At 39.3% G+C, this 12,381-nt stretch carries 14 protein-coding genes; 8 read left to right on the top strand and 6 right to left on the bottom strand.

The features are described 5' to 3' along the window. Nucleotides 1-159 precede the first annotated feature (159 nt). Nucleotides 160-1,020, top strand: coding sequence for a LysM peptidoglycan-binding domain-containing protein (locus tag BIV59_RS01940; RefSeq protein ID WP_071349755.1), 861 nt, complete (start codon nucleotides 160-162; stop codon nucleotides 1,018-1,020). Between the two features lie 54 nt (nucleotides 1,021-1,074). Here the strand turns inward: BIV59_RS01940 and BIV59_RS01935 are convergent, their stop codons facing one another. After that, complete coding sequence (locus tag BIV59_RS01935) at nucleotides 1,075-1,206, bottom strand: YjcZ family sporulation protein (protein WP_071349754.1); 132 nt, start codon at nucleotides 1,204-1,206, stop codon at nucleotides 1,075-1,077. 342 nt (nucleotides 1,207-1,548) lie between these two features. Between BIV59_RS01935 and BIV59_RS01930 the strand changes: the two genes are divergently transcribed. Together BIV59_RS01930 and ytvA are read left to right on the top strand one after the other, a co-directional pair. Continuing rightward, nucleotides 1,549-2,211, top strand: a complete 663-nt coding sequence (locus tag BIV59_RS01930; protein WP_071349753.1) for a phosphatase PAP2 family protein — start codon at nucleotides 1,549-1,551, stop codon at nucleotides 2,209-2,211. Between the two features lie 150 nt (nucleotides 2,212-2,361). Further along, on the top strand, nucleotides 2,362-3,153 hold the full coding sequence (ytvA, locus tag BIV59_RS01925) for a YtvA family blue-light photoreceptor (RefSeq protein ID WP_071349752.1): 792 nt from the start codon (nucleotides 2,362-2,364) through the stop codon (nucleotides 3,151-3,153). Nucleotides 3,154-3,342: 189 nt separating this feature from the next. Here ytvA and BIV59_RS01920 read toward each other — a convergent pair whose 3' ends face one another. Then, entirely contained in the window at nucleotides 3,343-4,761 is a 1,419-nt protein-coding gene (locus BIV59_RS01920) for an amino acid permease (RefSeq protein ID WP_071349751.1), read from the bottom strand. A gap of 272 nt (nucleotides 4,762-5,033) precedes the next feature. Between BIV59_RS01920 and BIV59_RS01915 the strand changes: the two genes are divergently transcribed. Further along, the gene (locus BIV59_RS01915) at nucleotides 5,034-5,870 is read left to right on the top strand and encodes an STAS domain-containing protein (protein ID WP_240501835.1); all 837 of its coding nucleotides are present in this window, start codon (nucleotides 5,034-5,036) and stop codon (nucleotides 5,868-5,870) included. A 267-nt stretch (nucleotides 5,871-6,137) separates the two neighbouring features. Then, the gene (locus BIV59_RS01910; RefSeq protein ID WP_071349750.1) at nucleotides 6,138-6,467 is read left to right on the top strand and encodes a hypothetical protein; all 330 of its coding nucleotides are present in this window, start codon (nucleotides 6,138-6,140) and stop codon (nucleotides 6,465-6,467) included. 67 nt (nucleotides 6,468-6,534) lie between these two features. On the opposite strand, the gene BIV59_RS01905 is transcribed toward BIV59_RS01910, so the two are convergent. From BIV59_RS01905 to BIV59_RS01890, 3 genes are all read right to left on the bottom strand, one after another. Then, nucleotides 6,535-7,410 (bottom strand): proline iminopeptidase-family hydrolase, encoded by an 876-nt coding sequence (locus tag BIV59_RS01905; RefSeq protein WP_071349749.1) that lies wholly within the window; start codon nucleotides 7,408-7,410, stop codon nucleotides 6,535-6,537. Nucleotides 7,411-7,834: 424 nt separating this feature from the next. Further along, complete coding sequence (locus BIV59_RS01900; RefSeq protein WP_071349748.1) at nucleotides 7,835-8,323, bottom strand: hypothetical protein; 489 nt, start codon at nucleotides 8,321-8,323, stop codon at nucleotides 7,835-7,837. A gap of 325 nt (nucleotides 8,324-8,648) precedes the next feature. Further along, nucleotides 8,649-9,074 carry a DUF4064 domain-containing protein gene (locus BIV59_RS01890; protein ID WP_071349746.1) on the bottom strand — a complete coding sequence of 142 codons (426 nt, stop codon included), beginning with the start codon at nucleotides 9,072-9,074 and terminating at the stop codon, nucleotides 8,649-8,651. A 656-nt stretch (nucleotides 9,075-9,730) separates the two neighbouring features. On the opposite strand from BIV59_RS01890, the gene BIV59_RS01885 reads away from it, so the two are divergent. The 3 genes from BIV59_RS01885 (at nucleotide 9,731) to BIV59_RS01875 (ending at nucleotide 11,621) form a co-directional block, all read left to right on the top strand. After that, nucleotides 9,731-9,934: a spore germination protein gene (locus BIV59_RS01885; protein WP_071349745.1), complete on the top strand. Its 204-nt coding sequence runs from the start codon at nucleotides 9,731-9,733 to the stop codon at nucleotides 9,932-9,934. Nucleotides 9,935-10,038: 104 nt separating this feature from the next. Then, the gene (locus tag BIV59_RS01880) at nucleotides 10,039-11,016 is read left to right on the top strand and encodes a carbohydrate kinase family protein (protein ID WP_071349744.1); all 978 of its coding nucleotides are present in this window, start codon (nucleotides 10,039-10,041) and stop codon (nucleotides 11,014-11,016) included. Nucleotides 11,017-11,180: 164 nt separating this feature from the next. Further along, entirely contained in the window at nucleotides 11,181-11,621 is a 441-nt protein-coding gene (locus BIV59_RS01875; protein ID WP_071349743.1) for a peptidylprolyl isomerase, read from the top strand. Between the two features lie 165 nt (nucleotides 11,622-11,786). Here the strand turns inward: BIV59_RS01875 and BIV59_RS23455 are convergent. Beyond that, a partial coding sequence (locus tag BIV59_RS23455; RefSeq protein ID WP_083391999.1) for a DUF6141 family protein occupies nucleotides 11,787-12,381 on the bottom strand: 595 nt, incomplete at its 5' end.

Raw genomic sequence — 12,381 nt, 5'->3', positions numbered from 1 at the left:
GCAGTCTTTGCGGGATCAAGTCTGGTTTTCAATATCAAATAGAAGAAAGCAAAAGTAAAGCTGGTTCCATGTATGCATCAGTTTCAGAGTAATAGTGATTTTAGAGTTGGAGAATGATTGCTGCTAAAAACATTCAGTATCTATAAAGGAGTTTTAATTATGAAAAAAATGTCTCAAAAAGTGGCTGCCTCAGCAATAGCTGCGTCTATATTTTTTGCAGGGGTGGCTGTTGTAAAGCCTGCTGATGCGTCTGCGGCAGCTGTTTCAGCTTCAAAATATCAAAATGAAATTAATACGTTTGCCGCTCATTATGCAAAAATTCTGCATAAAGTTGAAAGCTATAAAACCAAGCTGAACGCTGCAAAAAGTGAAAAAGAGGCTGACAGCATTTATGGTGCATACATGAATTATCTGGACAAAGCAATAGACGACGATTCAGACTTAATCGGATTGAACCATGATCTGCAGAAAATGGACGGCTATTTGTATGACACATTGGTTACCATATACAACCTTGAAGTGGACACAATTAATTATCTGCAAAAAGATTTATCAAAAGAAGAATATAAAAAAGCAAGCGATAAAGCAGTTTCCTTTATAGCAAAGCAAGACAGCTTGTTTAAAAAAGAGGCAAATATATATAAAGCAAAACATCATATAACTTTCAGTAAAGATATGAAATATTTGCTTGACGATGAAACTGCAGGTACATCTCGGGTTAAAAATATCTATACCGTTAAAAAAGGAGACTCCCTGTATCAGATTGCAAAAAAATATCATACTACCTCTGCAGAACTAAAGAAGCTCAATTCCCTTAAAAGCGATGCTCTTAAGATTGGACAGGTATTAAAGGTTCCGGTCCAGCCTGCGGCAGTAAAGACAAAGACATATACCGTAATAAAAGGGGACACCCTAAGTGCAATCAGCAAAAAAGTGCATGTATCAGTTGCGGCTTTAATCAAAATAAATTCATTGAAAAGTGATCATTTATCAATAGGACAGGTTTTAAAATTAAGATAAAAGGATGAAAAAAATTACTGGACATGGAATCTTCCATGTCCAGTTGATTATTAATTAATACCCAGACCAGCACACCGCACCGATAATGATCAAAAGAATGAACAATACCACGATTAATGCAAATCCGCTTCCGTAACCAGTTGCTACTGGAGCAGCATACCCATATCCGCATCCGCCAAAGCACATAATAAATTCCTCCTAATATGTTTTCGAAGAATGCCTTTTGCAATTCCTCCATATAACCTATGTCAGAAACAGAGAACCGGATTGGACTTTGACCTATTTTTATTTTTTTCAGGGTGTTCCATTTAGAAAGCTAAAAAGTGCAGAAGGCTGCTGTAGCGGCTATACTGGATGTATCAGTTTTTTCAGCGCTGATATTTAATTGCTGAAAAGCGGCATCTGATATTTTGTGGAAGGCGGCTATGCAGCAGCATAGCGGATGCCGGAAGCGGAAATCAGCAGGCAAGATCCACAAAGCTATTAAAAAAATCCTGTATAGAAATATGCAAATTTGAAGGAGATAGTATGAATTTAAAGAAATTATTAGCAAAAGGTTATGCAGTGAGCATTTTTTCAATTATTGTATTTGGCCTGATTTCCATTTTTGTTCATGGAGATAAGGTAAAAAGGTTTGATGATTCCATTATTTCCTTCGTCCAGGAATTCGAAACACCGAGGCTGACTGGAATCATGAAATTCTTTTCCTGGATTGGTTCTACTGAAATTGTCGCGATTCTTTCCATCATTATTTTATTAGTATTATATAAGTTTCTGCATCACAGGCTTGAACTTATTCTGTTTATTGCAGTCATTGGCGGCACAGCTGTACTGAACCAGGTTTTGAAAATGTTATTTCATCGTTCCCGTCCAAGCCTGCACAGGCTGGCGGATGCCCAGGGCTTTAGTTTCCCAAGCGGACATAGCATGGAGGCTGTAGCTCTGTATGGTGTTCTGGCATTTTTGCTTTGGCGGCATATTCCTTCTGCATGGGGAAGGAGAATTCTTACATTCCTCAGTATGTGTATGATATTAGCAATTGGCATCAGCAGGATCTATCTGGGTGTCCACTATCCAAGTGATGTAATTGGCGCCTATTTTGCCAGCATTTTTTGGCTTACTGTTTCTATTTCGATCTTTCAAAGATATAAGGATCGCCAAGCGGGAATTAAGAAGAAAGAACTTGAGTGATACTAAGAAAGACACCTATCTTCAAAGGCTTACAGACTTCCAAATATCTTAATAAGGATTCTATTGTCTCTGGTTTAAGAACAAATAAGCAGTGATTGTTGAATTATTTTCGGCAGCAGCTGATTATCAAAGGAGATGACATCTTAAAATATGGTTAATGTTAAAAAGGGTTCTGAGTTATTTTTATTTGAAAAAGCGCTTGATAATACGAAGGTAGGCTTAATCATAACAGACCCTTCGCTGCCTGACCATCCAATTATATATGTAAATAAAGGCTTTTTGGACCTTACAGGCTATGAAAAAGAAGAAGTAGCAGGGAAGAATTGCCGGTTTTTACAGGGGCCGGAAACGGATGAAAACTCTGTTCAGCAAATTCGCGATGCCATCAGAAAACATGAGCCTATAACCATTGAGCTTTATAATTACCGGAAGGATGGCTCTGGGTTCTGGAACGAATTATCAATAGAACCATTATGGGTTGAGGAAGAAAGTAAGCTCTATTTCACAGGTGTACAGAAGAATATCTCGTCTGAGAGAGAAAAAGAAAAGCTGTTAATTGAATCAATGAAGGAGATCAGGCAGCTGTCGGCTCCCATTGTCCCGCTGAGGAAGGAAGTATCCATTCTGCCGATTATTGGCGTCCTTGACAGTAACCGTTATGAAGCTATAATTACAGCTGTGCTTTCTTATATATCTGACAGCCAGACTGAGTATCTAATTGTAGACTTGTCTGCCATTTATGAAGTGGACACATTTGTAGCAAGCTCACTGTATAAGATGGATAAATCCATTTCTCTTCTCGGCACAAAGCTAATACTGACCGGAATTAAATCAACCGTTGCCATTAAATTGATAGACTTGGGAATTACCTTTGGCGACCTAATAACGTTCAAAACAGTCCAAGATGCACTGGAACATATTATACAGCAGGGCAATAGCTGATATAGCAGGTTCGCAGCACAAAAAGCCTCCCCGCCGGGAGGCTTTTTGCTGTTCAACCTGTTTTAATTTCAGTCCTGAAAGCAGCGAGGATTGTGAGGCCTGCGGTAAGGCTCCCTGAATGTTCCGATTGTCCGCACCGTAAATTAAGTTACATTAACCAAACTAAAAACTTGCCTTTACGCTTATGGTTTATGCAGAAAGCTTTGTTGATGGAGCTGCAGCTGCTTTTGGTGTTATCCGTTTATAAAAGACAATGCCGCTGGCAAGCAGTGCCATCCCAAGTATGAAGGTTTTTAGGTCAGCTGTACCTGCATAGATGACCCAAAGCGAATAAATTGTCGATAATCCGGCTATGATACCATCTTGTATTCTGCTTTTTAGTGTGTGATAGGTTTCACCAGTCAGCACCAGTTTCAGCTGAAATACGGAAGAAATAAAATAAGGAACAAGGTAAGATAGGGTCGCAATAATAATTATAAATTCAAAGGCGGAAGAAATCGTATTGGATACGGTAGAAAAAATGAACAACTGCCCCAAAATGTTATTAACAACCAATGCGAATACAGGAATTCCCTTTTTATTCACCTTCATAAAAGCAGGCAAAAACAATCCCTGGCGAGCTGCCTGATATGGCACCTCTGCACTCAGCATCACCCAGCCGATGGTTGATCCGAATAAACTGATTAATCCGATCCCTGCAAGCACTTTTCCGCCCCAAGGGCCGCAAATAGCCGTCATTGCATCAATTAAAGGCTTATTGGAGGAAACAAGCACATCATTTTGCAATACACCCATTACTAATGTACTGATGCCAATATAAATGGCAAGAGCAACAAGCATGCCGAGTGTAGTGGCTCTTTTAACATCCAATTGCCTTTTGGCCCGTGATGCAAAAACAACAGCAGATTCCACGCCGATGAATGCCCAAAGTGTTTTGACTGCGGCGTGGTTGATTTGGCCGAATATCCCGACGGCCTGTCCATTATCACCGGTAATTGGAGCTGCAAATGGAGTTAAATTAGCTTTTTGGAAAGCAAATAATCCGATAATAATGAAAAGAAGAAATCCCGCAACCTTTGCTGCTGTTGCCAGGAAGTTAAGTTTACCAGCTGTTTCAAGCCCTTTTAAAATGATGAAGTGAACACCCCATAACAGGATGGTGCAGACTGCAAAAGTTATGGCATTTCCGGTCTTAAGCATGAAGCTTCCTATTGTTAATAAAGCTTTCTGATTGACCATGACTGGAAAGAACGTGCTCAGATAGCCGGCAAATGTGGTGACTATGGCAACATTTCCTGCCCAGTTTCCAATCCAATAACCCCATGAAGACATAAAGCCTGACAGGGTTGATGCTTGAGAACCAGGCTTGAAAAGTTCCTTTGCATAAATTTGGGGGCCCCCGGATAAATCAGGCTTTCTAATAGCAAGGTTTCCAAATACAAGGGCTGTCATTAGCACGCCCAACCCAGTAATCAGCCATGCAGACATAACTCCGGCAGGGCTTGCAGCTTCGCTTAATGAACGGGGCAGCATAAATATGCCTGAGCCCACCATATTTCCGATAACAAGAGCTGATAAAATCCAAAAACCAAGTTTTTTATGATTCATTTTGCTTCTCCCTTTCTAGTTGTTTTTATAGTAATCAGCAGGAGATTTATGTTTTTTGTTCAAATAGTATAGTATGTGGTAAAAATGTGTGAGAAATTATTCATTTACCTGTAATAATATACGGCGATAATGCTTTTAAGTCAATGGAAATATTTTAGTCTGGCAGAGTGATGAAGGAATGAAGGGGATATGGGCAGAGAGCTTCAGGGCCAGCGGATTGGCATCTCAATAAGCAGATATGTTAGAATGAATTTACATATTAGAGGTGATATATGATGAATTTGATTAATCTGGATAAGCAATTGCAAAGAATTACAGAAACCATTTTAAGTAAAAAAGCAGAACTTGCACTGCAGCGGAAAAATGATAATACAGGAACATACACTGTAAAAGCAAATGAAGCTTTGAAAAAATGGAGAGAAAATTTAATTGAAATATATGCAGATTCTATTTTTAAAGATAAGCAAGATACATTTGAACAGCTGAAAAAGTGGGGAGACAATGTAGTCCATCTTCTTGTTGACATGCAGCTCCCGCTGGATTTAGCTATAGAAGAGGTGCGGTATTACCGTAAAACCATAGGTGTAATAATAAAAGATGAATGTATTGCCTATCAATTTGATTTAAATTCCTTTTTTGAAGTTATTTCCAGGTTCGATTCAGTCGTAGACCAGGCTATACACTGGCTGAGCCTTTCTTATGCCAGGAGCCATGCTGCAAGCTTGATTGTGGCCGAAAAGGCAGTCTATGAGCTTTCCATCCCGCTAGTAAGAATCACTGAGGAAATTGGTGTTCTTCCTCTTGTGGGGGACTTGGATACCAGAAGAGCTCAGCAGCTGATGGAGCGGGCCTTAGCGCTTGGTACAGAATACAATTTAAAGGTCATCATCATTGATCTATCAGGCGTTCCTATTATCGATACCATGGTTGCCGACCAGATTTTTAAAGTCATCGCTTCCCTAAAGCTTGTTGGAATTTCAGCAAGATTAACAGGAATCCGTCCAGAGATTGCACAAACCATGGTGAATCTGGGCATTGACTTCAAGGATATCCATACCTTTTCCAGTCTCCATCTTGCTGTTAAAGATATTAATAAAATACAAGAATAAAATATATTAAAAAGCTGACATATGCCCTGTCAGCTTTTTTGTTTTTTAAATACGCATTGATAATCCTGCTATCTAATGGAGCACAATCCTTCTGGTTCAATTTAAAATGAGGCAGGGGACCCGTGCGCCATTCCATCATAAATATGGACTAAAGCGCAATTCAGGTATAAGGATTTATAGTTAAAAATGATTCATAAATATTTCAACAGACGGCCGAATAGGATGTAATAACAGATTTTTTCAAATTAGGAAAGCAGGTATCGGTAGATGAAGGGGAAAATACATCGGTGCAATTGCCAGCAGTTATGGTCGGTACAAACCAGAAAATCTAAAATTACAGCTCAAACGGTGCTTCTTCAAGGTGAATGGCTTACTGAAGTAAAACCTTGGAGAACATCTAACCCAAAAGGCTTTGTTTCGACGCCTTATAGCGAAAATATTATAATAAATCCTGCAAAAGAACTGCTGGAAAATTTCGAACAAGAGGAAAAACTGTTATATGATAGGCAAAGAGTTTGGTTTAACCTGACAGCAGGGGAGCATTTATATTTTGCCAGTGACGGATCCTGCTATGTAATGAACATCAGGACAACTTGAAGTGCTGATGTTTGATCGTAAAAGCAGGCTGAATTTGGACTATTTCTATACCAGCCTGCTTTTGTTTTTACTTTTCAACATATTTCAAAAATTCTTTCACAGCCCTTAAATATTCTTCATTTTCCTCAAGATATGGCATATGTGCGCTTTTTTCAAATACATGAAATTGTGACCCTTCCACAAGTGTATGGTAATACGCCGTAGATTCAGGTGTTGCTTCATCATATCTTCCGCAGGTAAATAGTGCAGGTATGCTGATTTCATGAAGTTTTGATGTTACATCAAAGTGTTTCAGTGTGCCTGTCGGGGAAAATTCAGAAGATCCCCACATGCTTGTATACACTTCATTGTTCGATCCTTCAGAACTTTTCTTTAAAACTGCCGGCCATGGGGATATCCTGCATACAAATTCCTGGTAATATGCTTTCATCGCCTTTTTGTATTCTTCTGATTCTGTTGTCCCGTTTTCTTCACAGTGTGCGAGGGTATTCGTAATTTCATCAGGCAGCTTTTTCAGCAGCCGGTCGGCATCGCTTTTCCAAAGCTTTGCGCTTAGGCAGGGGCTGGAGAAGATGACACTCTGGACTGCGGCTGGCTTGCGTTCTATTAAATAAGCAGCGGCAAGCATTGTACCCCATGAATGTCCCAGAAGGTGGACTTTGGTGAAACCGAGAGCAGTAGTGACACAATCAAGTTCCTCGATAAATCGGTCCAAATTCCATAACCCAGGCTCTGAAGGCCGATCTGACTTCCCGGACCCCAGCTGATCATAATATATAACTGGTCTATCTGCAGTGATTGCATCAAGGGCAGTCAAGGGATCATGTACAGAACCAGGTCCGCCGTGGAGAACTAAAAGAGGGGTACTGCTGCTGTCTCCTCCGGCTATGCGATACCATATTTTTCCTCCTGGTACTTCTATAAATCCTGCATCAATATTCATAATATCCGCTCCTTTGACTTTTTTTTATTTACTTTGGCACTCCATTGCCCCATGAGTACCAATCATTTTCATACATATTAGTTCAATGTTTAAAATTTGCCTTCACAAGCTGAAGTGTTTTTTCTTGGATATTTCTCAGGTTTTCAATTCCGTTAAATAAAGGCTGTTAGAAGTACAGGTTTGTGTAAAGGGTGTTTCATAATTGAATTATGTAAACTTGTTGTTCACCCCAGATATGTATAGGTTCTCTCCTATCATAACAGGGAAAACTTTAAGAAGACAAGCAGCGAGAGCATGTAAAATCCACCTGTTTTTGAATTGAAAAGAAACTAAAAAAGAAAATAGAAAAAGTATATGGCGGAAAGGATATTTTATTCTGATAACACCGCATTATACTTTTTCTTATAGCCTTGATGTACAGCTGTTAAATCCGTGAGCTTTGCTGTGCAAGACGATATCTTAAATCTGATGTTAAAAAGACACCAACAGGAGGAAGGGTTTTGCTTGATTGAGCTAAAAGTTTTTTTCCAGCCTCAGGATAAAGTTTTGTATTGACATCAGCCGAAGCCACCCATGTGCCAGATTCCCCTGCTAGAGGCGATGGCTGATTCATGACAAGACGGCCGCTTAAGAGAAAATGACGGATGCTGATAGGAGCGTCATCAAATATGGAAAGATTTCCTGTGAAGAAGGCATATGGAGAATTAAACGTAATCTGAAGATTTCCTTCATTCCAATTCCCTTCGATGGGCTGGGGTTTGCCGCGAAAATTGATTGTGCCGCTTACCTTGCGGCCGCTAATCGAGTTAATAGTGAGAAAACCCCAAATGACTGGCCTTCCGGCAATGTCAGCATGTATAGACCAATTCAAGGGTGAAGGCAGGCTGATATTCGATGCTTGAGGATTCGGCAAATGTAATCTCTCCTTTTAAAAAACTTGGTTAGGCAGTAGAACGCTACATTATATGCAGCATGCAAGAAAAGATTTATAAGTCTTTTCTTCGGGATGCTATGAGACTATAAACAACCCTGGAAGAGATTCTGGAAATGAGCTATCAGTTCGTAATAAAAGACCCTTCCGTTCAGACTGTGGTACGAAGCATTGTCATTCATTTGAGTGCCTATACCTTCTCGCGGATTTGCTTCCTGATTATCCAGGGAAATAAATATAGCCTCTTGCCAGCAGGTGCGGCAGAGGCTTACTTACTTTTCAGAGTCATGCAGAGCATTGATTTCATTCAAGTTTGAAAATTATGGTTATTATCTTTCCTGGCAAAGCTCAGAATTCCTGCAATTAAGAACAAAAGAGCAGGAAGGAAGCCGACTCCCAATGAGATAAGTCCAATAGCCGCAGTTCCTATAAGAAAGCACGATCCAGCTGCTTTTATTCGCTGCCTTTTAAGAAACAGAAGCCCCGCCAGGCCAGCGCCTGCTCCTAATAAAGAGGAAATTGTAAGCATCCAGCCCATTTTATTCACTAAAGAAAGGGTCTCATTAAGATCAGCAGTATCAATGGAAGGGTTGCTTGAGACAGCTGTGTCAATTTGATTTTGCAAAATATCCGTATTAATATCGATGACGAGCATCAAAATGCCTAAAAAGGCTAGAAGTACAGATAAGACAATTCCTATGATTCCTAAAATAGATTCTGCTTTTCGTTTCATTCGTTGATTCCTCCTTTATGACTGTGTTAAAGCGTGGCACGGTTTTGTTTTGATGGCGATTTGAACGGAAATTGAGCTCCTGAAGCTAATCAGCAAATCCAATTAAAAGAAATTTTCTGATTATAACCATAACTATTACACCACCAAATTTTGTAATAAGATTCGATATAGATTGCAGCAAGGGAAATGTCCGTTCCATCAGCCAATGAAGAGTTTTAATTTTGGCTGTCCAAGCATGTATATGCAAAACAATGGGGAAGTATCATTACTTGTATGGTTTTTATAAAAATACAGACATGTTCATCAAACAAATTATTTAGTTGTACATACACTAATGGAAAGGCTATTTTCAAAAGGCTCTTTTCTTAAAGGTTGTTGTAACTTAATAAGTTTTCGAGGCAAATCTATTGTTAAAGCAGGTTGATTGGAGCATCCAGTAGCGGAAATCAACCCCTTGTTCAGACAACAACAAGGTTTACGAAAACAGCCTTTCAAAAAAATGCTGTTTATTAATGCTTCTATGAGACGTTCTCATTGTTAAAGCTGAGGGAGGCTCACCGCCTGTACTAAGAAAACGAGCATCCTGGAGAGGAATCCGCCATCGTGCCATTGCAGCAAAGTTTACGAAATTACCAATGTAAAAGAAGGGGAATATTATGAAAAACAGCATACAAGTTGAGAATTTTATTGTTAATGAGATTTCCGGAAATGCGAATATCAATTTTGGCCGAACAGTCCAAAACAGCCATACAGCTAATTTTAAAATTGCTGGCTTATGCCAGACATTCGGGAGTCATTCACCAGTGTATTGCTGCACGAAAACGTTTATTTCTGAATATCTAAAAAAAGTGGATGGATAAGCAATCCTTAACATATTTTTGGTAAAAGCCCTGTTAATTTACACATATGAATATTTCACTTATAGTTGTAGCTAACATAAGAATATTCAGGCGGGGTGTAAAATATGGGAACATTATTTTCAATCGGTGAACTGTTAATTGACTTTATCCCTATTCAAAAAGGGAGGGAGCTTAAAGACGTAGCAGCATTTGAACGTGCTCCTGGCGGTGCTCCTGCAAATGTTGCTGCTGCAGCAGCTAAATGGGGAGGCAGGTCATCGATGATTACCAAACTCGGTGAAGATGCTTTTGGAGATTTCCTGCTTGAAACTCTGAAAGAAGCAGGTGTAGAGACAGAGTATATCAAAAGGACACATGAAGCCAATACCGGCCTTGCATTTGTATCATTGAGGGAAGACGGGGAAAGAGACTTTTCCTTTTACCGCAAACCATCCGCAGACTTGCTTCTTAATAAAGATGAAATAAGCGGTATTGTCTATAACAAGGGGGATATACTTCATTTTTGCTCTGTTGATTTGGTTGAAAGCCCTATGAAGCAGGCCCATCTTCACGCAATCCAGCAGGCGAAAACTGCAGGAAGTTTAATCAGTTTTGACCCAAATGTGCGCCTGCCTCTTTGGGATGATCCTGAAGAGTGCAGGTCAGCAATCCTTGATTTTATCCCGTTGGCACATATTGTGAAAATATCTGATGAAGAATTGGAGTTCATTACGGGATTATCGGATGTTGAACAAGGAATTGCTTCTTTATTTAAAGGAGATGTACAAGCTGTAGTATTTACAAAGGGAGGCAGCGGTGCAGACCTGTATCTAAAAAATAACAAATTCACTTCAGCCGGGTTTGCTGTTGATGTTATGGATACAACAGGTGCAGGCGATGCTTTCATAGCAGGACTTCTTTATAAACTTTTGGAACAAAAGGCAGAATGCGGGAACCTCGGACAAATATTTGTTGACCATTATAAAGAAATCCTGGATTTTTCCAATGCTGCAGGTGCACTTACAACGGCAGGAAAAGGAGCTATTTCAGCACTTCCAGACAAAGCGAATATTGAAAAACTTATCCGCCAAAGGGCATATTAAGCGATTTTAAGGAGAATGGATTGCTAAGGTGTGATTTGTTTGAATTTCACATTAAAAAAGAGCTTTTCATACAGTATTCTTCCAAAGGAAGGCTCAAGACTTTTCTTTCCTAGAAAAATAATGGTATTATAGGGACTGATTCAATTATAAAGGAGATGTTTTTAATGGCTAAAAAAGGATACATATTGATGGAAAATGGAGAAAAAATCGAGTTTGACTTGTTCCCTAATGAAGCGCCTAATACGGTAGCAAACTTTGAAAACCTTGCAAATTCAGGATTTTATAATGGAGTAATCTTCCACCGCGTCATTCCGGGCTTTGTCAGCCAGGGTGGAGATCCGACTGGAACTGGAATGGGAGGCAGCGGAACTACAATCAAATGCGAAACAGAAGGCAATCCGCATAAGCATGAAGCAGGAAGCTTATCAATGGCACATGCAGGCAAAGACACTGGATCAAGCCAATTTTTCGTAGTACATGAGCCACAGCCGCATTTGAATGGTGTTCATACGGTATTCGGAAAAGTAACGTCCGGACTTGAAACAGCAAGAAACATGAAAAACGGAGACAAAATGGAAAAAGTTGAAGTTTTTGATGCTGAATAATCCGAGTTAATGAGAGGGAGCAAATGCTTCCTCTTTTTTTAGGCTGTTTACGTAAACTTTTCTGCATTGGAACAAAGGGTGGATTTCCGCAAAGCAATTCCATTACGAAACAGTTGTATTCGATCGATAAAAAAATTTTTTACATAGAACAATTACGAAGGTTATTTATTTAGTATTACCTCTGGAAGATAAATCCAATGCTTTTTTGAGATCATCGGAATTTTTTGAGCCTATTATAACAATGTCTCCTGAAGTTAACCTTAATTCGACACCATCGCTCCCTGTAATATTATAAAGGCGTTCTCCATTTAGATTAATACGAATTCCCCAGCCTCCAAAACGTTTTAGCGAACTAAAAGAAACACTTTTATAATCCTGGATACTTTGATAATGAAAAACCCGGTATCCAAAATTGAAGGGGACAAATTTGATATATACCCCATCTCCGCGGACTTCAGTTATCAACTTAACTTGGAACGCTAACAAGGGTATTAGCAGACCGAACAAAACCCAAGTTATTACCAACTCAATATCCGAAGCCGGTTTGTCTCCGAATTGAATTCCGTAAATAATCTGTTGGATAAATCCCCACCACAAAATGCCTGAAACCAAAATTATCACTATGATATATAATAATTGTCTTGGTCGTTGAACTTCCCGATATAAAATAGAATCACAGTCTTTACTAATTTTTATCCACTCCTTTCTTTTTAAAAGACTCTTTTCTAAAAGATTGTTGTTACTTAAATAGTTCTCGAGG

This window comes from Bacillus sp. MUM 13, assembly GCF_001866725.1.
GTDB lineage: Bacteria > Bacillota > Bacilli > Bacillales > DSM-1321 > Peribacillus.
This window is presented reverse-complemented; position numbering and strand designations above follow the sequence as displayed.